At 62.0% G+C, this 22,163-nt stretch carries 16 protein-coding genes; 14 read left to right on the forward strand and 2 right to left on the reverse strand.

Annotated features, from left to right (window positions below):
* The first annotated feature begins 23 nt into the window (after positions 1-23).
* From BM060_RS11730 to BM060_RS11775, 10 genes are all read left to right on the forward strand, one after another.
* Positions 24-2,336, forward strand: coding sequence for a hypothetical protein (locus BM060_RS11730; protein WP_135500009.1), 2,313 nt, complete (start codon positions 24-26; stop codon positions 2,334-2,336).
* Positions 2,297-3,967, forward strand: a complete 1,671-nt coding sequence (locus BM060_RS32335) for a hypothetical protein (protein ID WP_135500008.1) — start codon at positions 2,297-2,299, stop codon at positions 3,965-3,967. Before BM060_RS11730 ends, BM060_RS32335 begins: the two co-directional genes overlap by 40 nt.
* 5 nt (positions 3,968-3,972) lie before the next feature.
* Complete coding sequence (locus BM060_RS11740; RefSeq protein WP_074980307.1) at positions 3,973-4,911, forward strand: NAD-dependent epimerase/dehydratase family protein; 939 nt, start codon at positions 3,973-3,975, stop codon at positions 4,909-4,911.
* A complete protein-coding gene (locus BM060_RS11745) occupies positions 4,911-6,206 on the forward strand; it encodes an NAD(P)/FAD-dependent oxidoreductase (RefSeq protein WP_074980308.1) in 1,296 nt (431 codons plus the stop codon). The genes BM060_RS11740 and BM060_RS11745 overlap by 1 nt, the downstream gene beginning before the upstream one ends.
* Positions 6,203-6,631 (forward strand): GtrA family protein, encoded by a 429-nt coding sequence (locus tag BM060_RS11750; protein WP_074980309.1) that lies wholly within the window; start codon positions 6,203-6,205, stop codon positions 6,629-6,631. The genes BM060_RS11745 and BM060_RS11750 overlap by 4 nt, the downstream gene beginning before the upstream one ends.
* A gap of 663 nt (positions 6,632-7,294) precedes the next feature.
* Positions 7,295-8,743 carry an arginine-ornithine antiporter gene (arcD, locus tag BM060_RS11755; protein ID WP_074980310.1) on the forward strand — a complete coding sequence of 483 codons (1,449 nt, stop codon included), beginning with the start codon at positions 7,295-7,297 and terminating at the stop codon, positions 8,741-8,743.
* Between the two features lie 17 nt (positions 8,744-8,760).
* Positions 8,761-10,017, forward strand: a complete 1,257-nt coding sequence (gene arcA / locus BM060_RS11760) for an arginine deiminase (RefSeq protein ID WP_074980311.1) — start codon at positions 8,761-8,763, stop codon at positions 10,015-10,017.
* A 108-nt stretch (positions 10,018-10,125) separates the two neighbouring features.
* Complete coding sequence (locus tag BM060_RS11765; protein ID WP_074980312.1) at positions 10,126-11,136, forward strand: ornithine carbamoyltransferase; 1,011 nt, start codon at positions 10,126-10,128, stop codon at positions 11,134-11,136.
* A gap of 70 nt (positions 11,137-11,206) precedes the next feature.
* Positions 11,207-12,139 (forward strand): carbamate kinase, encoded by a 933-nt coding sequence (arcC, locus tag BM060_RS11770; RefSeq protein WP_074980313.1) that lies wholly within the window; start codon positions 11,207-11,209, stop codon positions 12,137-12,139.
* A 284-nt stretch (positions 12,140-12,423) separates the two neighbouring features.
* Positions 12,424-14,328: a beta-ketoacyl synthase gene (locus BM060_RS11775; RefSeq protein ID WP_074980314.1), complete on the forward strand. Its 1,905-nt coding sequence runs from the start codon at positions 12,424-12,426 to the stop codon at positions 14,326-14,328.
* 409 nt (positions 14,329-14,737) lie between these two features.
* Here the strand turns inward: BM060_RS11775 and BM060_RS11780 are convergent, their stop codons facing one another.
* Entirely contained in the window at positions 14,738-15,562 is an 825-nt protein-coding gene (locus BM060_RS11780) for an HDOD domain-containing protein (RefSeq protein WP_116425215.1), read from the reverse strand.
* Positions 15,563-15,805: 243 nt separating this feature from the next.
* Here BM060_RS11780 and BM060_RS11785 point away from each other — a divergent pair, with 243 nt between their 5' ends.
* Entirely contained in the window at positions 15,806-17,002 is a 1,197-nt protein-coding gene (locus BM060_RS11785; RefSeq protein ID WP_074980315.1) for a class I SAM-dependent rRNA methyltransferase, read from the forward strand.
* Positions 17,003-17,336: 334 nt separating this feature from the next.
* The gene (gene ilvD / locus BM060_RS11790) at positions 17,337-19,175 is read left to right on the forward strand and encodes a dihydroxy-acid dehydratase (protein ID WP_074980316.1); all 1,839 of its coding nucleotides are present in this window, start codon (positions 17,337-17,339) and stop codon (positions 19,173-19,175) included.
* 169 nt (positions 19,176-19,344) lie between these two features.
* On the opposite strand, the gene BM060_RS11795 is transcribed toward ilvD, so the two are convergent.
* Positions 19,345-19,887, reverse strand: a complete 543-nt coding sequence (locus tag BM060_RS11795) for a pilin (protein ID WP_074980366.1) — start codon at positions 19,885-19,887, stop codon at positions 19,345-19,347.
* A gap of 299 nt (positions 19,888-20,186) precedes the next feature.
* Here BM060_RS11795 and BM060_RS11800 point away from each other — a divergent pair, with 299 nt between their 5' ends.
* On the forward strand, positions 20,187-21,575 hold the full coding sequence (locus BM060_RS11800) for a nucleobase:cation symporter-2 family protein (RefSeq protein WP_074980317.1): 1,389 nt from the start codon (positions 20,187-20,189) through the stop codon (positions 21,573-21,575).
* A gap of 49 nt (positions 21,576-21,624) precedes the next feature.
* Positions 21,625-22,092 (forward strand): metallophosphoesterase family protein, encoded by a 468-nt coding sequence (locus BM060_RS11805; protein ID WP_135500007.1) that lies wholly within the window; start codon positions 21,625-21,627, stop codon positions 22,090-22,092.
* Positions 22,093-22,163 lie beyond the last annotated feature (71 nt).

Here is a 22,163-nt window from a genome sequence, read left to right on the forward strand (position 1 = left end):
TACGAATAGAAACAGGGATATCCATGATCAGCCGGAATACCGAAATTGAAAAGCCCCTTAGCTTTTCACTCAATAGAACCCTGCAAGTAGCATTCTACTGTCTCACCTTGGTATTGGTCGCCTTTACAATCATTCCCTTCACCCCCAGCTTTCCGGTACTTGGCCAGGATCCAAGCTGGCACTTCGGCATGCTTGCCGCTACGGCTGAACGACTGAGTCTTGGCCAGGAGCTGATCTTTACCTTCGGCCCTTATTCAAGTCTGTATACGAAGGTCTATCACCCACAGACCGATACCCAGACATTGTTAGCCGGTGCAGCCCTGGCAGTATCGCTGTCACTGCTGATCATTCTGCGCTTTTCCAACTATGCGCCCTTGGCGCGCACGCTCCATATACTTTTGCTGCTGATTTTATTACGTGGCAGCCCAGACTCCCTGCTTTTCTCCATTCCACTGTTGTTGTGCCTTTCAGTGACACAAGCCAACAGCACTGGAAAACGTCTTGCTTTCGTCTTTTGCTGCCTGACGCTCGGCTTGCTTCCCTTGATAAAAGGCTCACTGCTACCACTTTGTGTGGCCAGCACCTTGCTCTGCCTCGGCTACAGCATCCTGAAAAGAAACCATGCAATGGCGCTGGGCATATTCACGACGCCCTTGTTAGCAGCTTTGGCTTTCTGGAGTGCTGCCGGCCAGTCGCCGTTAGGACTAATTGAATATACACTAAACTTAATGCCGATTATTTCAGGCTACAGCAACTCAATGGCCAGTTATGGTGCCGAAGCGCAGATAATCTATTACCTGGCCTGTAGCTCAGCCCTATTGATCGCAATAGCTACTGTCGAGAAAAAAAACCAATCCCACAAGACACTCCCATTCCTCTCTGTCGCTCTCTATCTATTCATTTCCTTCAAAGCTGGTTTCGTCAGGTACGACCACGCGCATATAGCATTCGACGCCTTGCTCATTGCGCTAGTCCTCACCTTCGATGTAGCCAACAAAAAACTCTGGTACATAACTGCCGGGGTAACAGCCATCCTGACCTACAACTTTGGCACTTGGGGTGCGCGCAGCTTTACGCTCATGCCCTACCTATCAGCCCTTCAAGGCGCCATAGAACGTGTGCGCCAGCCTGACGAACTCTATGAAGGTTACAAGGCAAGAATGCTGGAGCTCAGCGCCCTCTCTCCTCTCGAGGTCAAACCTGGCACGTCCGACATCTACTCGTTTGATCAGAGCCAACTGCTCGCCTCCGGGAATCGGTGGTCACCACGTCCTATATTTCAGAGTTACAGTGTCTACACCCCCGAACTGGTGAGAATAAACGAGCGCCATCTACGCGGGAAAAACGCGCCGGATAACATCTTCTTCAAAGTTCAGCCAATAGACCGGCACTACCCTAGCCTCGAAGACGGCCTCAGCTGGCCGACCTTGCTGCAACTTTATTCGCCAAGTGCTTTCCAGGGCGACATGCTGACGTTGGTCCGCAACAAGCAACGGCCCGATGAAGCACCGGTGCTCCGACTGCTTGGAGAGCAGCGTGTCAGGTTAGCATCCTGGGCCTCTGTTCCTCGGGAAAAGATCGTATTCGCAAAAATCATCCTCAAACCTTCACTTGCAGGGAAGGTGGCGGCTCTTTTGCTGAAAAGCAGCGAGCTGAAAATAACCGTCTCTCTGCACAATGGTGAAACGCGAGACTTCAGGTTCATTGCTGGTATGGGGGAGACGGGCTTCATACTGTCGCCCCTTGTCGAAGACACCTTCGACTTCCTCACACTCAGTACCCAGGAAGGCTCCTATCTGGACCACAAGCAGGTTACCGGCCTCTCAATCAGTCCGGTGTCGCAAGGCTTCCTCTGGCAAGACGCATACGACCTCCAGTTCTATGCACTGGAACTGCCGCCCCCTACGGTGCCCAAAGCCAGCTTCTTCAGTGAAACGCTAGCCATCGCACCGTCCGAGGTACGGCTCGCTCCCTGCGAGACCTCGGTGGACCTGATAGCGGGTAAGGCTCCCTCACAGGTAAGAATGTCCATAAGCAAGACACTGACGATTGCTGGCTGGAATATCGTATCGAGCCAACAAGGATTGGCTCCGCAACAGATCTTCACCACGCTGGAAGACAAGCACGGCAATACCCTCTTCTTCCTCAACAAGAAGGTGGCTCGTACCGATGTTAAGAGTTTCTTCGGACATCCAGAGATGGATGACGTCGGCTTTCAGGCAAACATCGACATTTCCGGACTGCAGGGAGACTACGTACTGGGTATCGCCCGGCGAACCAACAGCGGAATTGAGAAATGCCAGCAGGTCGCCTTCCCCCTGGAAATCAAGAATTGATGTCGACAAGTACAGAAAACCAGAATGGCGAGCGGATGAGTTTTGAAAACAGACTCTCTCCCGCGACGACCTCTGGAATCAAAGTGTTCCTGTGGGCACTTGTGGTCGCGCTACTGGCTCTACGAGTGGGTAATCACAACCTGATCCTGGCCAGCCTCTGGGCAGAAGACGGAACAGTGTTTCTCAACCAGGCCAATGCAATTGGCTTCCACTCCCTATGGCTGCCCTACAATGGCTACCTTCACCTCTATCCCAGGATAACGGCGCTGCTGGCAACTTGGCTGCCGCTGTCGGCAGTCCCCTTGTTCTTCAATGTTAGCTGGTTCCTTGCCGTTGCCGCAGCGGCTTTCTCCTTGTACTACTTCGCCAGAAAGCAGGCATTCGGCCCTATGGCCTGCTTGCTATTGATAGCCTGCGTACTACTCCAGCCCAGCGGTGGTGAAACACTCTTCACCTTGACCAATGCCCAGTGGTTCATCGGCATAGCACTCATTTTATATATCTGCGGCCCCAACAATCCGAAACCCAGTCCTGCGACTTACCTGGCATTGGCTCTCGCCGCCCTGACCGGTCCGTTCGCCCTTATCGCCCTTCCTGTTCTTCTTGTCCAAAGCCTCTATGCTCGAAAAGCAATGCCCTCTCTGGGTAGCTGCCTGATATTATTGATTTGTTCTGGCATCCAACTTTATTTCCTCATCAACAGTGACCGGATGGGGGGAGGCAGAGTACTGGACACCAACTATCAACACTGGCTGAAAGCACTCTGGACATCGCTGAGCTTCGGCTTGAGTTCAAGAGCCGGCAGTATTTGCGCCCTAGCAATCTGGGTTATATTCCTGACCGCAACGGCAAAGCAATTGCGCTCAGGAAATCGCCAGGCAATCACCCTGCAAATCTCACTCCTTTTCCTCGCCGGTCTACTGCTGGCAGCGGGCATAATGACGGAGAAGCAGGCACCCCATACTCTAAGCCCCTTGGGCGCGGGTTCGCGTTACTACCTCATACCCTATACGCTGCTTATAGTTTCGGCATTCCTGTCCTTGCGCCGCTATCCAGTCCTCGGACTACTGGCACTATTGCTCTTCTCGATTATCTGTACGAAGGGCTTCATGAAGCTCGATCGCGGCGAACTGCAATGGCCTGCCTATACCCGCCTTGCCAAGATAGCTGCCCCCCTTTACATACCCATCGCACCCAATACCGGAGCGTTCCCAGGTTGGTCGGTATATACGGAGGCGCCTACGCACCCCGGCCGCACTATCGGTCTTCCTCTGGAAAATACTTATACCTATAACGCCCAGGCATCGATCCAGCCAGAGGGCCTTGGCATCCAGCCCACCTCTTCGGACCCGCTCATACGATTCGTTATTCCAGCGTGTACTGACAGCAGATACATCGGTGTCATCATCAATGCCTGGAGAGAACAGGATGGTTTCGTCCAAATGTTCTGGGGAAAAGACTTCGCCTTCGATGAGCAGCACTCCCTACGCCGTTACTATCCGGCCGGCGATACCACCATCCAGTTTGCCTATGAACGAAGAGAAACTGACAATACCGTCCGCTTGGACCCATCGGAGAACCAGGGAAAAATCGTGATCCGAGATATCCAACTCAGTTGCCTGGGAGACTAACCTGCATGACTACCCCAAAGATCCTCCTCCCCGGCGGAGCCGGCCTGGTCGGCCAGAACCTGGTCGCCCAGCTCAAGGAGCGCGGCTACACCAACCTGGTGATTCTCGACAAGCACCGGGCCAACCTGGACATCCTGCGTAGCCTGCACCCCGAACTGACCATCGAGTACGCCGACCTCGCCGAGAGCGGCGACTGGGAAAAACACTTCGAGGGGGCGGATACCGTGGTCATGCTGCAGGCCCAGATCGGCGACCCGAACCCCGAGCCCTTCGTGCGCAACAACATCACCTCGACCGAACGCATCCTCGGGCTGATCAAGCGCTACGAAATTCCCTACACGGTGCACATCAGCTCCTCCGTGGTGGAGTCGGTCGCCGACGACCACTACACCAACACCAAGAAGGAACAGGAGCGCATCGTTCTCGAGAGCGGGATCAACTGCGTAGTACTACGCCCGACCCTGATGTTCGGCTGGTTCGACCGCAAGCACCTGGGCTGGCTGTCGCGCTTCATGCAGAAGGTGCCGGTGTTCCCGATCCCCGGCGACGGCCGCTACATGCGCCAGCCGCTTTACGCCGGCGACTTCAGCAGCATCATCGTCAGTTGCATCGAGTCGCGCATCGCCGGCCAGGTGTACAACATCACCGGTCTGGAAGAGATCGACTACATCGACATCATCCGTACCATTCGCAACACCACCGGCGCCAAGTGCCTGCTGCTGAAGATTCCCTACGGGCTGTTCTACGTGCTGCTGAAGATCTGGGCCCTGTTCGACAAGAACCCGCCCTTCACCGCCGATCAGCTCAAGGCCCTGGTGGCCCGCGACGAGTTTGAAGTCATCGATTGGCCGGGTATCTTCCAGGTCCGCCCCACGCCTTTCGCCAAGGCCGTGGAGGAAACCTTCAAGCACCCCACCTACAGCAAGGTCGTACTGGAATTCTGATGAAGGACAATCAACGCATCGCCGTGCTCGGCGCAGGTCCAATGGGCCTGGCCGTCGCCTACCAACTGGTCAGGGATGGCCACCGCCCGGTGATCTTCGAGGCCGACGATCGGGTCGGCGGCATGACCGCCCACTTCGACTTCGGCGGCCTGTCGATCGAGCGCTACTACCATTTCCATTGCATCTCCGACCACGCCTTCCTCAAGGTGCTGGACGAGCTCGGCCTGGCCGACAGGATGCGCTGGGTGGAAACCAGGATGGGCTATTGGTATCGAGGCAAGGTGCAGCCCTGGGGCAACCCGTTCGCCCTGCTGAAATTCTCGGGCCTGAGCTTCATCGCCAAGTTCCGCTATGGCCTGCATGCCTTCCTGTCGACCAAACGCAACGACTGGCGTCCGCTGGATCATGTCGAGGCGACCGGCTGGATCAAGCGCTGGGTGGGTGCCGAAGCCTATGAGGTACTCTGGCGCCGGCTGTTCGACTACAAATTCTACGACTATTCGGACAACCTTTCGGCGGCCTGGATCTGGAGCCGCATCCGCCGTATCGGCCGCTCCCGCTACAACTTGTTCAAGGAGAAGCTGGGTTATCTCGAAGGCGGCTCGGAAACCTTGCTGCATGGCCTGCGCGACTACATCCAGCGGCATGGCGGCGAGTTCCGCCTGGGCACGCCGGCAAGCAAGGTCGTGATCGAGAACGGCAAGGTCAACGGAGTAGAGGCCGGTGGCGAGCTGCATACCTTCGACAAGGTCGTCAGTACCATCCCGCTGCCTTATGTGCCACGACTGATGCCGGATCTGCCGGCAGCGACACTCGACGCCTTCCGCTCGGTGAAAAACATCGCCGTGGTCTGCGTGATCGCCAAGCTGCGCAAGGCGGTAACCGAGAACTTCTGGCTCAACACCAACGACCCGGAAATGGACATCCCCGGCCTGGTGGAATACAGCAACCTGCGGCCGCTGGACGAGCATATCGTCTACGTCCCCTTCTACATGCCCGGCGAACATCCCAAGTTCCAGGAGCCGGACCAGGCTTTCCTCGACAAGGTGAAACGCTACCTGCAGAAGATCAACCCGCAGCTCACCGACGCCGACTTCCTGGAGATGCGCGCCAGCCGCTACCGCTATGCCCAGCCGATCTGCGACCCGGGCTACCTGGAGCACCTGCCGCCGGTGGAGTTGCCGGTACGCGGTTTGTGGGCGGCGGATACCTCCTACTACTACCCGGAAGATCGCGGCATCTCGGAGAGCATCGACTTCGGCCGCAAGATGGCCAGGCAGGCGGCGGAGAAATGATCAGGCACTTCTTCTCCATACAGTTCCTCACGTTCATTGGCGTAGGGGTCACCGCGGCGCTGGCAAACTGGTGCAGCCGCTATGCCCTGAGCAAGGAGCTGAACTACTCGCTGGCGGTGCTCCTGGCCTACCTGGTCGGGATCAGCGTTGCCTTCCTGCTCAACCGACGCTTCGTCTTTCCCGGTTCGCCACGTCCCATAGCAGCCCAGGCCAGGGAGTTCCTGCTGGTCAACATCGCCTTCATGCCGGTGGTCTGGGTGGCAGCCCTGGGCTTTCGCTACCTGTTCCGCCAGGCGGGCCTGGAGAACATCGCCGACGGCCTGGCCCATGCCATCTCCCTGGCCGTTCCGGCCTTCGCCACTTTCCTGATCTACAAGTTCTTCACTTTCGGCGGGGCAAAGCAGGAAGGCGACATCAGCAAGTAGTAACGGGGAAGAGCGATCCCGGAAGCGCCTGGCGGAAATCCCGCCGAAGAAGCCGACGTATAAGCGGATTCTTGCCGATTCCGGCGGCGCCTGCGTGACTGAAAGCCAGAGGGTATGGGGCATTGCGTCGCACCCCTTGCCTGGCACGGAGCTTGCGGTACAGCGCCCAGGTGCCTCGCGTACCTCCCTCGCCGTGATGTTCGATCACGGCGCCCACTGGGCCACAAGCCCGGCGGTGTCTCTCCGGCCGAACGGCCATGGCGTACATCCGCATGGATGGCGCCGCCCGTGCAGCGACCCTGGACGGGCAACCCTCCCTATATAGAAGCAAGCCCGACCACCCTGTCGGGCTTTTTTCTGCCTGTCATCCAGGTCGCGAAATAACTTCTGACAGATTTTTCCGAAACGCCCCGGAACGGCCTGATCCATTCACGCCGTCAATGGCAATCCGAAAGTCACCGGAAAGCCATCCAGATTTCACATGGATCCCCTCTAAATCAGGCGACAACGACAAACCTCTCCTATCGTTCCTATTCAAGCGGACCGGCACCGCTGCGCAGTTGGAAACATTTGTTAGCAGGCTATTGATATAGGTCAGGGGGGTTCCCTGACAGTCGGCGCCTAATGACTACACTCTCCAACTCCTATAGGGAGATTCCGAAAATGTCGCAAGAAAGCAGCCAAAAACTACGACTTGGGGCACTTACCGCTCTCGTCGTCGGATCCATGGTCGGCGGGGGTATCTTCTCTCTCCCGCAAAACATGGCCGCCAGTGCAGACGTCGGCGCCATTCTCATCGGTTGGGCCATCACCGCGGTCGGCATGCTGACCCTGGCCTTCGTCTTCCAGACCCTCGCCAACCGCAAGCCCAACCTCGACGGCGGTGTGTATGCCTACGCCAAGGCCGGTTTCGGTGACTACATGGGCTTCTCCTCGGCCTGGGGCTACTGGATCAGCGCCTGGCTGGGCAACGTCGGCTACTTCATGCTGCTGTTCAGCACCCTGGGCTACTTCTTCCCGGTCTTCGGCAAGGGCGACACCATCCCGGCGATCATCGCCGCGTCGGTGCTGCTGTGGGCCCTGCATTTCCTGGTGCTGCGCGGGATCAAGGAAGCGGCGTTCATCAACACCATCACCACCATCGCCAAGATAGTGCCGCTGTTCCTGTTCATCCTGATCTGCCTGTTCGCCTTCAAGCTGGACATCTTCACCACCGACATCTGGGGCCTGGGCAATCCCGACCTGGGCAGCGTGATGAACCAGGTGCGCAACATGATGCTGGTCACCGTGTGGGTGTTCATCGGCATCGAGGGCGCGAGCATCTTCTCCTCCCGCGCGGAAAAACGTAGCGACGTCGGCAAGGCCACGGTCATCGGCTTCATCACCGTGCTGCTGCTGCTGGTGCTGGTGAACGTGCTGTCCATGGGCGTGATGACCCAGCCGGAACTGGCCAAGCTGCAGAACCCGTCGATGGCGCTGGTGCTGGAGCACGTGGTCGGCCACTGGGGCGCGGTGCTGATCAGCGTCGGTCTGTTGATCTCCCTGCTCGGAGCCCTGCTGTCCTGGGTGCTGCTGTGCGCCGAGATCATGTTCGCCGCGGCCAAGGACCACACCATGCCGGAGTTCCTGCGCAAGGAGAACGCCAACCAGGTGCCGGCCAACGCCCTGTGGCTGACCAACATCTGCGTGCAGGTCTTCCTGGTCATCGTCTTCTTCACCTCGGGCGACTCCAGCGGCATGGACCCGTACACCAAGATGCTGCTGCTCTCCACCTCGATGATCCTCATCCCGTACTTCTGGTCGGCGGCCTATGCGCTGCTGCTGACAGTGCGCGGCGAGACCTACGAGCAGGATGCGAGCGAGCGCAACAAGGACCTGATCATCGCGGGCATCTCGGTGATCTACGCCGTCTGGCTGATCTATGCCGGCGGCCTGAAATACCTGCTGCTGTCGGCGCTGCTGTACGCACCAGGCGTCATCCTCTTCGCGAAAGCGAAACGTGAAGTCGGCCAACCGATCTTCACCAACGTCGAGAAGCTCATCTTCGCAGGTGTCGTGATCGGTGCACTGATCGCGGCATACGGCCTCTACGACGGCTTCCTTACTCTGTGACATCACTGGAGACACTCATGAGCACGGAAAAAACCAAACTTGGCGTCCACTCCGAAGCTGGCAAATTGCGCAAAGTGATGGTCTGCTCGCCCGGTCTTGCCCACCAACGCCTGACCCCTAGCAACTGCGACGAGTTGCTGTTCGACGACGTAATCTGGGTAAACCAGGCCAAGCGCGACCACTTCGATTTCGTCACCAAGATGCGCGAGCGCGGCGTCGACGTCCTGGAAATGCACAACCTGCTGACTGAGACCGTCCAGAACCCCGAAGCGCTGAAATGGATCCTCGATCGCAAGATCACCGCCGACAGCGTCGGCCTGGGCCTGACCCACGAACTGCGCGCCTGGCTGGAAGGCCTCGAGCCGCGACGACTGGCCGAATTCCTCATCGGTGGCGTGACCGCCGACGACATCCCGGAAACCGAAGGCTCCAAGCCGCTGAAGATGTTCCGCGACTACCTGGGCCACTCCAGCTTCCTGCTGCCGCCGCTGCCCAACACCCAGTTCACCCGCGACACCACCTGCTGGATCTACGGCGGCGTGACGCTGAACCCGATGTACTGGCCGGCGCGTCGCCAGGAAACCCTGCTGACCACCGCCATCTACAAGTTCCACCCGGAATTCACCAACGCCGAATTCGAGGTCTGGTACGGCGACCCGGACAAGGACCACGGCTCCTCCACCCTCGAAGGCGGCGACGTCATGCCCATCGGCAATGGCGTGGTGCTGATCGGCATGGGCGAGCGGACTTCCCGCCAGGCCATCGGCCAGGTCGCCCAGTCGCTGTTCGCCAAGGGCGCGGTCGAGAAAGTCATAGTCGCCGGCCTGCCGAAATCCCGCGCGGCCATGCACCTGGACACCGTGTTCAGCTTCTGCGACCGCGACCTGGTCACCGTCTTCCCGGAAGTGGTCAAGGAAATCGTCGCCTTCACCCTGCGCCCGGACGAGAAGAGCCCCTACGGCATCAACGTGCAGCGCGAGGAGAAGGACTTCATCAGCGTGGTCGCCGAGGCCCTGGGCCTGAAGAAACTGCGCATCGTCGAGACCGGCGGCAACAGCTTCGCCGCCGAGCGCGAGCAGTGGGACGACGGTAACAACGTGGTCTGCGTCGAGCCCGGCGTGGTCATCGGCTACGACCGCAACACCTACACCAACACGCTGCTGCGCAAGGCCGGCGTGGAAGTCATCACCATCAGCGCCGGCGAGCTCGGCCGCGGCCGTGGCGGTGGCCACTGCATGACCTGCCCGATCATCCGCGACCCGGTCGACTACTGATCGCCCGAATCCACCCTACTCAACGCGGCGGCCCCAGCCAGGGCCGCCCGCCCCGCCAGCCACAAGCTGTACTGACGAGGCCGATCCCATCCCACAAGGAGAAAGAACATGGCTTTCAACATGCACAACCGCAACCTGCTCAGCCTGATGCACCACAGCACCCGCGAGTTGCGCTACCTGCTCGACCTGTCCCGCGACCTCAAGCGCGCCAAGTACACCGGCACCGAGCAGCAACACCTCAAGGGCAACAACATCGCCCTGATCTTCGAGAAGACCTCCACCCGCACCCGCTGCGCCTTCGAGGTTGCCGCCTATGACCAGGGCGCCAACGTCACCTACATCGACCCCAACTCCTCGCAGATCGGCCACAAGGAGAGCATGAAGGACACCGCCCGCGTGCTCGGCCGCATGTACGACGCCATCGAGTACCGTGGCTTCAAGCAGGAGATCGTCGAGGAACTGGCGACGTACGCCGGCGTTCCGGTGTTCAACGGCCTGACCGACGAATACCACCCGACGCAGATGCTGGCCGACGTGCTGACCATGCGCGAGCACAGCGACAAGCCGCTGCACGACATCGCCTACGCCTACCTGGGCGACGCCCGTAACAACATGGGCAACTCCCTGCTGCTGATCGGCGCCAAGCTCGGCATGGACGTGCGCATCGCCGCGCCGAAAGCGCTGTGGCCGAGCGACGAACACGTCGCCGCCTGCAAGAAATTCGCCGAGGAAAGCGGCGCCCGCATCACCCTCACCGAGGACCCGAAGGAAGCGGTCAAGGGCGTGGACTTCATCCACACCGACGTCTGGGTCTCCATGGGCGAGCCGGTGGAAGCCTGGGGCGAGCGCATCAAGGAACTGCTGCCCTACCAGGTCAACATGGACATCATGAAAGCCGCCGGCAACCCGCGAGTGAAATTCATGCACTGCCTGCCGGCCTTCCACAACAGCGAGACCAAGGTCGGCCAGCAGATCGCCGCCCAGTACCCGAACCTGAAGAACGGCATCGAAGTCACCGAAGACGTCTTCGAATCCCCGTACAACATCGCCTTCGAGCAAGCGGAGAACCGCATGCACACCATCAAGGCGATCCTCGTTTCGACCCTCGCCGACATGTGATCGACGGATGCGCATCCCGGGCCCGGCCTGGCCGGCCCGGGGGCGTCTTCAGCTTCAGGAGGAAATGACTATGCGTATCGTCGTCGCATTGGGCGGCAACGCCCTGCTGCGTCGTGGCGAACCCATGACTGCGGCCAACCAGCGTGAAAACGTAAGGATCGCCGCCGAACAGATCGCCAAAGTGGCGCCTGGCAACGAACTGGTGATCGCCCACGGCAACGGCCCGCAAGTGGGCCTGCTGGCCCTGCAGGGCGCCGCCTACGACAAGGTCACGCCGTACCCGCTGGACGTCCTCGGCGCCGAGACCGAAGGCATGATCGGCTACATGATCGAACAGGAAATGGGCAACCTGCTGCCCTTCGAAGTACCCTTCGCCACCATCCTCACCCAGGTCGAGGTGGACGCCAAGGATCCGGCCTTCCAGCATCCGACCAAGCCGATCGGCCCGGTCTACGCCAAGGAAGAAGCCGAAGCCCTGGCCAAGGAAAAAGGCTGGAGCATCGCCCCGGACGGCGACAAGTTCCGCCGCGTGGTGGCCAGCCCGCGGCCCAAGCGCATCTTCGAGATCCGCCCGGTGAAATGGCTGCTGGAGAAAGGCACCATCGTCATCTGCGCCGGCGGCGGCGGCATCCCGACCATGTACGACGAATCCGGCAAGAAACTCTCCGGCGTCGAAGCGGTGATCGACAAGGACCTGTGCTCCTCGCTGCTGGCCCAGGAGCTGAACGCCGACATCCTGATCATCGCCACCGACGTGGACGCGGCCTACATCGACTGGGGCAAGCCGACGCAGAAGGCCATCGCCCAGGCCCACCCGGACGAACTGGAACGCCTCGGCTTCGCCGCCGGCTCCATGGGCCCGAAAGTCCAGGCCGCCGCCGAATTCGCCCGCGCCACCGGCAAGGACGCGGTGATCGGCTCGCTGGAAAACATCGTGGCCATCACCCAGGGCAAGTCCGGCACCCGCGTCAGTACCAAAAAACCCGGCATCGAGTACCGCTGAGTCCGTTCTGCAACCCCGCCCGGGAGCCACGCTGGCTCCCGGCGCCTTCGCGCATCCGCTCCACCCCCTCCTTCCTGGCAAGTTCGTCGCCTTTCGCCGTCAATCCCTGGCCAAAAGCGTGACTCGGCAGTCATCATCCTCGTCAGCATAAGCATTCCAATCACAGAGCTGCCGCCGGGCTTGTGCCCCCGATCCGTGATGTCGCCTCTCTGCGCCTCGCGTGCACCCTGGTCGCGCCATCCGGTCCTGCACAGGACGGGCCTATATGAAGGAGTTTGCGAGAGATGTCTCGACTACCGGTCATCGTTGGTTTTGGTGGGTATAACGCCGCGGGTCGCAGTTCCTTCCACCACGCGTTCCGCCGTACCGTCCTGGAGTCCCTGGACGAGCAGGCCCGCCAGCAGACCCTCGCCGGCCTGGCCGTGATGATGAAGCTGGTGAAGTTCGAGGACGGCCACTACCTGGACGCCGCCGACGGCGCGCGCCTGGACCTGGCCGCCATCGAGCGGCGGCATGCCGCGCAGATCCTCGGCTCCACCCTGATCCGCCGCATCGAGAAGCAGTACTTCGACGTCGATGCCGCGCACTGGCACAAGAACCTCACCCTGGAAGCCGACGGCGCCCAGCCGCTGAGCTTCACCACCGCGCGCAAGCAACTGCCCGAGCCGCTGCCGGCCAACTGGTCGGTGGAAGAACTGGCCGACAACCAGGTGCGCGTGACCCTGCACGACAGCGTCGAGGTCAAGGTCGACAGCTACCGCGAGATGCCGGTGAAGTCCGCCGGCCAGCTGCCCACCGGCTTCGAGCCGGGCGAGCTGTACGCCTCGCGCTTCCACCCGCGCGGCCTGCAGATGGCCGTGGTGGGCGCCACCGATGCGATCCGCTCGGTGGGCATCGACTGGCAGCGCATCGTCGACCGCGTGCAGCCCGACGAAATCGCCGTGTTCTCCAGCAGCATCATGAGCCAGCTCGACGACAACGGCTTCGGCGGCCTGCTGCAGTCGCGCCTGAAAGGCCACCGCGTCAGCGCCAAGCAGCTGCCGCTGGGCTTCAACAGCATGCCCACCGACTTCATCAACGCCTACGTGCTGGGCAGCGTCGGCCTCACCGGCAGCGTCACCGGCGCCTGCGCCACCTTCCTCTACAACCTGCAGAAAGGCATCGAGGCCATCACCTCCGGCCAGGCGCGGGTCGTGGTGGTGGGCAACAGCGAAGCGCCGATCACCTCGGAAATCGTCGAGGGCTACGCGGCCATGAGCGCCCTGGCCACCGAGGAAGGCCTGCGCAACATCGAGGGCCGTCCGGACGTGGACTTCCGCCGCGCCAGCCGCCCGTTCGGCGAGAACTGCGGCTTCACCCTGGCCGAATCCAGCCAGTACGTGGTGCTGATGGACGACGCCCTGGCCCTGGAGCTGGGCGCCGACATCCACGGCGCGGTGACCGACGTCTTCATCAACGCCGACGGCTTCAAGAAATCCATCTCCGCCCCCGGCCCGGGCAACTACCTGACCATGGCCAAGGCCGTGGCCGCCGCCATGCAGATCGTCGGCGAGGAAGGCGTGCGCCGCCACAGCTTCGTCCACGCCCACGGCTCCAGCACCCCGGCCAACCGCGTCACCGAGTCGGAAATCCTCGACCGCGTGGCCAAGGCCTTCGGCATCGCCGACTGGCCGGTGGCCGCGGTCAAGGCCTTCGTCGGCCACTCCCTGGCCACCGCCAGCGCCGACCAGTTGGTCTCCGCCCTGGGCACCTTCAAGTACGGCCTGCTGCCGGGCATCAAGACCGTCGAGACCTTCGCCGACGACGTGCACAAGGACCGCATCGCGCTGTCCAACAAGGACCGCCGCCGCGACGACCTGGACGTTTGCTTCATCAACTCCAAGGGCTTCGGCGGCAACAACGCCACCGGCGTGCTGCTCTCCCCGCGCCTGGCCGAGAAGATGCTGCGCAAGCGCCACGGCGCCGCCGTCTTCGACGCCTACCAGGCGCGCCGCGAGCAAACCCGCGCCGCCGCCCAGCGCTACGAGGAGCAGGCGCTCAAGGGCCAGTTCGACATCATCTACAACTTCGGCAACGACATGATCGACGACCGCGACATCCGCATCAGCGCCGAGGAAATGAGCGTGCCGGGCTTCGCCCAGCCGCTGGTGTACAAGAAAGACGAGCGCTTCAGCGACATGCTCGACTAAGGCGCCGCGGTCATGAAAAAGCCGGGCAGATGCCCGGCTTTTTTCATTGTGCTGTCCCGCGCCTTGGCGCACTTCGGTCGGTTCTCTCTTGCGCGCCCTGCGCGCGAATCGCGGGCAGGGCCCGCTCCTACGTTTCCAGGAAACACTGCTTTTCGTAGGAGCGAGCACCTCGGCGCAGCCGGCAAGACAGTTGCTCCTACGTTGCTTTCTGGGTTCCCGGGGGTATGAGGACGGTGCCTGACCTCCACGCCGCTCAGGACAGCCCCCTCTCCCGCTTGCGGGAGAGGGTTGGGGAGAGGGCGCTCTTAAAGGGCCTCGGTATTCCCGCCAACGGCGTATAACCGCGAACGGTTATACGCCCTACGGTTGCGGGGAAGCACGATCGCAGGAGCGGACCCATCCGCGATCCCTAATAGCTCCCCTGCCCCACACCCAGCTCGAGGATGCTCGACTTCAGGTTCTCGAAGTCGTATTCGGTCAGCCCCACGTAATCCAGCACCAGGGCGCGGATGCTTTCCCACTCGTGGTCCTCCGGCTGGTTGCCGAGGATGCGGTGCGAGCCGCAGATGTGCTCGGCCATCTTGAGGATCGCCAGGAGGTTCTTCAGCTGGGTGTTGCGGCTACTTTCCTCGCTAAACACCGTGAGTGCGTTGTGGTGGTTGGCGATGGCCTCGCAGACGTGCTCCGGCAGGCGCCAGGAGCGCGCGGTGAAGTAGCCGACCACGGCGTGGTTGGTGTTCAGCACGCGGTTCTCGGTGTCCACCACGCGGCGCTCGTCGCTGGCGCTGGCATAGGCCTCCTCCAGCACCGCCATGTAGTGCGGGAAGCGCTTGAGCATCAGCGGGATGCCGCAATTGTGGAACAGCCCCAGGGCGTAGGCCTCGTCCACCGACTCGTAGCCGATGCGCTTGGCCAGGGTCAGGCAGCTCATGGCCACGTCCTGGGCGGTGTCCCAGAAGCGGTTGAGGGTGACGATGGTGTCGTCGCTCATCTCGCCCTTGATCGACTGGGCGTTGATCAGGTTGATCACCGAGCGGCTGCCCAGCAGGTTGACCGCGCGCTGGATCGAGGTGATGCGGTTGGCCAGGCCGAAGAACGGCGAGTTGACCAGCTTGAGCAACGCGCCGGACAACCCGGGGTCCTGGCTGATGAGCTTGGCGATGGCCTTCAGGTCAGGGTTGGGCATGACCTGTTCCATCTGCAGGTCGACCATGATCTGCGGTTGCGGCGGCACGCTGATGCCCTGCAGGGTCTGGCGGATCTGTTCGGCGGAGAGTTCTTGGACCATGGGGACGGTCTGGGAAAGTTGACGGGGCGCACAGTTTACCCAGACGGACGACTTCTGGAACTGCCGATTTAGACAGAACCGTATCGGCAGTCGCGGCGCGAACTTTATGCCTGCTCGTCACGCCCGCGCGGCATCGGCAACCCCGGCGGCCAGCGGTTATAATCTCGCTCTTTTTCCCGGAGCACCGCCATGACCCTGCCCAGCTTGCGTCTGAAAGCCAACGCCGAGCGCCGCCTGCGCGCCGGCCACCTGTGGGTCTACAGCAACGAGGTGGATGTCCAGGCCACGCCGCTGAACGCCTTCGCCGCCGGCGACCAGGCGATCCTCGAGATGGCCAACGGCAAGCCGCTGGGCGTGGTGGCGCTGAGCCCCAACAACCTGATCTGCGCACGCCTGGTTTCCCGCGATACCAAGCACGTTCTCGACAAGTCGCTGCTGGTTCACCGCCTCAACGTCGCCCTGAGCCTGCGCGAGCGCCTCTTCGACAAGCCCTTCTACCGCCTGGTCTACGGTGACGCCGACCTGCTCCCCGGCCTGGTGGTGGACCGTTTCGGCGACGTACTGGTGGTGCAGCTCGCCTCGGCAACCATGGAGAAGCACCGCGACGACGTGCTCGCCGCCCTGCTGCAGGTGATCAAGCCTAGCGCCGTGCTGTGGAAGAACGACGCCAGCGCGCGCGATGCCGAAGGCCTGGAGCGCTACGTGGAGAATGCCTACGGCGAAGTGCCCGAGTGGGTCGCCCTGGAAGAGAACGGCGTGCGCTTCGAGGCCCCGGTGCTGGCCGGGCAGAAGACCGGCTGGTTCTACGACCACCGCATGAACCGCGCGCGCCTGGCGCCCTACGTGAAAGGCAAGCGCGTGCTCGACCTGTTCAGCTACATCGGCGGCTGGGGCATCCAGGCCGCGGCCTTCGGCGCCAGCGACGTGATGTGCGTGGACGCCTCCGGCTTCGCCCTCGACGGCGTGGAGCGCAATGCCACCCTCAACGGCTTGTCCGACAAGGTCGCCTGCGTGGAAGGCGACGTGTTCGACGCTCTGCGCGAGCTGAAGGCCGCCGACGAGCGCTTCGACGTGGTCATCGCCGACCCGCCGGCCTTCATCAAGCGCAAGAAGGACCTGAAGAACGGCGAGGCCGCCTACCGCCGCCTCAACGAACAGGCCATGCGCCTGCTCTCCAAGGACGGCATCCTGGTCAGCGCCTCCTGCTCCATGCACCTGCCCGAGGACGACCTGCAGAACATCCTGCTCGGCAGCGCCCGCCACCTGGACCGCAACCTCCAGCTGCTGGAACGCGGCGGCCAGGGCCCGGACCACCCGGTGCACCCGGCCATCGCCGAGACCCGCTATATCAAGAGTCTGACTGTGCGGCTGCTGCCGAATAGCTGATAGCTGATAGCTGGAAGCTGGAAGCTGGAAGCTGGAAGCTGGAAGCTGGAAGCTGGAAGCTGGAAGGGATTCTGGGCTCTGCCCTTGCTTCCAGCTTCAGGCTTCCAGCTGCCGACCACCAGCCTTTCCCTGGCGGCGGCGGCCGGCGTAGAATCCTGCACATCCCTCGCCAACATCCCCCGGCGGGCCCGTGAGCCCCGGCCGCGCGGGCGGTGACCCCGCCCCGTCTTGCAGCCCCCTCCGAGCATGCAGCTCCATCTGCCGTTTGCATGTGCCTCGTACGACGCTCACGATAAGACTCTTACCGAAGCCTGATTAGCCGCAGGAACTCGTCATGCCCGATTACCGCTCGAAAACCTCCACCCACGGCCGCAACATGGCCGGCGCCCGCGCCCTCTGGCGCGCCACCGGGATGAAGGACGAAGACTTCAAGAAGCCGATCATCGCCATCGCCAACTCCTTCACCCAGTTCGTGCCCGGCCACGTGCACCTGAAGGACCTCGGCCAGCTGGTCGCCCGCGAGATCGAGAAGGCCGGCGGCGTGGCCAAGGAGTTCAACACCATCGCCGTGGACGACGGCATCGCCATGGGCCACGACGGCATGCTCTATTCCCTGCCGTCGCGCGAGATCATCGCCGACTCCGTGGAATACATGGTCAACGCCCACTGCGCCGACGCCATCGTCTGCATCTCCAACTGCGACAAGATCACCCCCGGCATGCTGATGGCCGCCCTGCGCCTGAACATCCCGGTGGTGTTCGTCTCCGGCGGCCCGATGGAAGCCGGCAAGACCAAGCTGGCCAGCCACGGCCTGGACCTGGTCGACGCCATGGTGGTCGCGGCGGACGATTCCTGCTCCGACGAGAAGGTCGCCGAATACGAGCGCAGCGCCTGCCCCACCTGCGGCTCCTGCTCCGGCATGTTCACCGCCAACTCGATGAACTGCCTGACCGAGGCCCTGGGCCTGTCGCTGCCGGGCAACGGCTCGACCCTGGCCACCCACGCCGACCGCGAGCAGCTGTTCCTGCGTGCCGGACGCCTGGCCGTGGAACTGTGCCAGCGCTACTACGGCGAAGGCGACGACAGCGTACTGCCGCGCAACGTCGCCAGCTTCAAGGCCTTCGAGAACGCCATGACCCTGGACATCGCCATGGGCGGCTCGACCAACACCATCCTGCACCTGCTGGCCGCAGCGCAGGAGGCGGAGATCGCCTTCGACCTGCGCGACATCGATCGCCTGTCGCGCAAGGTGCCGCAGCTGTGCAAGGTGGCGCCGAACATCCAGAAGTACCACATGGAAGACGTGCACCGCGCCGGCGGCATCTTCTCCATCCTCGGCGAGCTGGCCCGTGGCGGCCTGCTGCACACCGACGTACCGACCGTGCACAGCCCGAGCATGGCCGACGCCATCGCCCAGTGGGACATCACCCAGACCCGTGACGAAGCCGTCCATACCTTCTTCAAGGCAGGCCCCGCCGGCATCCCCACCCAGACCGCGTTCAGCCAGAACACCCGCTGGCCGAGCCTGGACGACGACCGCGCCGAAGGCTGCATCCGCAGCGTCGAGCACGCCTACTCCGCCGAAGGCGGCCTGGCCGTGCTGTACGGCAACATCGCCCTCGACGGCTGCGTGGTGAAGACCGCCGGTGTGGACGAGTCGATCCACGTGTTCGAAGGCAGCGCGAAGATCTTCGAAAGCCAGGACGCCGCAGTGAAGGGCATTCTCGCCGACGAGGTGAAGCCGGGCGACATCGTGATCATCCGCTACGAAGGCCCGAAAGGCGGCCCGGGCATGCAGGAAATGCTCTACCCCACCAGCTACCTGAAGTCCAAGGGCCTGGGCAAACAATGCGCCCTGCTCACCGACGGCCGCTTCTCCGGCGGCACCTCGGGCCTGTCCATCGGCCACGCCTCGCCGGAAGCCGCCGCGGGCGGCGCCATCGGCCTGGTGCAGGACGGCGACAAGGTACTGATCGACATCCCCAACCGCAGCATCAACCTGCTGGTCAGCGATGAAGAACTGGCCGCCCGCCGCATCGAGCAGGACAAGAAGGGCTGGAAGCCGGCGCAGCCGCGCGCCCGCAAGGTCAGTACTGCGCTGAAGGCTTATGCGTTGCTGGCTACCAGTGCTGACAAAGGGGCTGTCCGAAATAAAGCTCTACTGGAGGGGTAAGCAGTTAGCTGTAGAGAAAAACTCCCGACGTCAACAAAGCCCGGCATGATTACCGGGCTTTGTTTTATTAGGAGTAAAACCACGTGAATGCTCACACCGCATCCAAACAGCAACAACTCTCAGAAACCTAGCACATATAAATCCTCGCCAGCCAATAGCTCAAGCCAACTTAAAGCCTGCAATTAGCAGGAGCAAAACTATTATTGGCAACGTCATTTACAGCACAGCCCCAAACTATGGGTAAATTTGGATTCAAAGTGCCAGCCGGAACACCTGCAGTAATGGCACCCGTTCCAGGCGTAAGTGTCAAGGTCAAGGGGCTTTGCGGGACAGGGACAACCCCAGTATAGGTAATGGTTATGGCACCATCTCCAGCAGTCGCGGCGCCAGCGCTTACAGCCGCAATCGCTATGCTTGCAACATCACGCGTAGCGGCGAACTGAAACCCAGTATTCACAGTGTTAGCTGCGGCGGCAGTTGGTGCACCGGTGCCAGCATACGCATTGACCGCCAAACCGGCATTGGCTGCATATGTTTCGCTCAGAGCAACTTTCGCTGCCGTGGCCAAATTCAACCCCTCGGTAACACGTGCTCGTATGGTGTAGTTCTGGTACTGCGGAATCGCAATGGCGGCCAAGATACCGATGATAGCCACAACGATCATTAGCTCAATAAGGGTGAAACCTTTCTGTGTAGTATGTCGCCTTTTCATTTCAGTCTCCATGATCATGAATTTAGTCCGCCCAAAGAACCATGGGCGAAGTTAATTAAATGACTCATGAATGGGACCGATATGTAGTCCACTTCTTCAAGGCAAAGCTGAAATTTCTGCTGACTTCGATATATCTGGACAACACCCAAAACAAGTGACCAATAACGGCAGATAATGCCCTTAAAACCGACATTTACTGACAGTTAGTGTCACCTCCCAAAGAAAAATCCCTGCCCTATGGCACTGTCCGATCCTGCCTCCACCCCGTAAAATCCCGCTCTTTTTCCCGGACTGCCGCCATGAGCTCCCTCGAGAACCCCGTCACCGCCGACAAGGCCCAGCGCGACCTGGTCTACGGCCTGGAAGACCGTCCCGCCCTGCCCGTCGCGCTGCTCGCAGCGCTGCAGCACCTGCTGGCGATCATCGTGCCGATCGTCACCCCCGGTCTGCTGATCTGCCAGGCGCTGGGCGTTTCCGCCCGCGACACCAACCTGATCGTGTCTATGTCGCTGGTCATCTCCGGCATCGCCACCTTCGTCCAGTGCAAGCGCTTCGGGCCGTTCGGCGCCGGGCTGCTGATCGTCCAGGGCACCAGCTTCAACTTCGTCGGCCCGCTGATCGCCGGCGGGGCGCTGATGGTCAAGCAGGGCACGCCGGTGGAGCAGGTGATGGCGGCCATCTTCGGCGTGGTCATGGCCGGCTCCTTCGTGGAGATGGGCGTGTCGCGCATCCTGCCGTTCGTGAAGCGACTGATCACCCCGCTGGTGACCGGCATCGTGGTGCTGATGATCGGCCTCACCCTGATCAAGGTCGGCCTGATCAGCATGGGCGGTGGCTTCAGCGCCATGGGCAACGGCACCTTCGCCAATGGCGAGAACCTGCTGCTGTCCGGCACCGTGCTGGCGATCATCGTGGTGCTCAACCGCATCCCGGTGGTGTGGATGCGCAGCGGCGCCATCGTCATCGCCCTGGCCGTGGGCTACGTGCTGGCCGGCTACCTGGGCCGCCTGGACTTCAGCGGCATGCACCAGGCCGCGCTGTTCCAGGTGCCGACGCCGCTGCACTTCGGCCTGAGCTTCTCCTGGGCGCTGTTCATCCCCATGCTGGTGATCTACCTGGTCACCTCGCTGGAGGCCATCGGCGACGTCACCGCCACCAGCCAGGTGTCGAAGCAGCCGGTGGAAGGCCCGCTGTGGATGCAACGGATCAAGGGCGGAGTGCTGGTGAATGGCGCCAACTCGCTGCTGGCGGGCATCTTCAACACCTTCCCCAGCTCGGTCTTCGCGCAGAACAACGGGGTGATCCAGCTGACCGGCGTGGCCAGCCGCCATATCGGCCTGTGGATCGCCGCGATGCTGGTGGTGCTCGGCCTGTTCCCCAGCGTCGCCGGGGTGATCCAGGCGGTGCCCGAGCCGGTGCTCGGCGGCGCGGCCATGGTGATGTTCGGCGCGGTGGCCGCCTCGGGCATCAACATCCTCGCCGGCACCCACCTCGACCGCCGTGCCCTGCTGATCATCGCGGTCAGCCTGGCCCTCGGCCTGGGCGTGTCGCAGGTACCGGAGTTCCTCGCGCACATGCCGGCGGCGCTGCGCAACGTGCTGGAGTCCGGCGTCGCCACCGGCGGCATCTGCGCCCTGCTGCTGAACTGGTTCCTGCCGGAAGCACCGGCGGCCAGGGCCCAGCACTGAGCCAGCCACGACGCCACCCTCGGGTGGCGTCGTCGTTTATGCTGGATGCATGAGCATTTCCCTGCGCGTCGGCGTGATCGCCGACACCCACAACCTGCTGCGCTCCGAAGCCCTGGAAGCCCTGCGCGGCTGCCAGCGCCTGCTGCACCTGGGCGACATCGGCAAGCCGGCGATCCTCGATGCGCTGCGCCAACTGGCGCCGCTGGACGTGGTGCGCGGCAACAACGACACCGAAGCCTGGGCCGAGGCCATTCCCGAAACCCTGAGCCTGGAACTGGGCGGGCTGCGCCTGTACCTGATCCACGACCTCAAGCAACTGGCCATCGATCCACGGGCCGAAGGCTTCGACGTGGTGCTGGCCGGGCATTCACACAAGCCGCAGCAGGAAGTGCGCGACGGGGTGCTCTATCTCAACCCCGGCAGCGCCGGGCCGCGGCGCTTCAAGCTGCCGATCTCGCTGGCGATCCTGAGCATCGCGGGCGGACAGGCTTCGGTGGAAATGATCACGCTCGACTGAACGTAGGGCGTATAACCGTTCGCGGTTATACGCCGCTACACCTTGCCCACCAGTCAACTCCGTCGCTGAGC

The organism is Pseudomonas citronellolis (assembly GCF_900112375.1).
GTDB lineage: Bacteria > Pseudomonadota > Gammaproteobacteria > Pseudomonadales > Pseudomonadaceae > Pseudomonas > Pseudomonas citronellolis.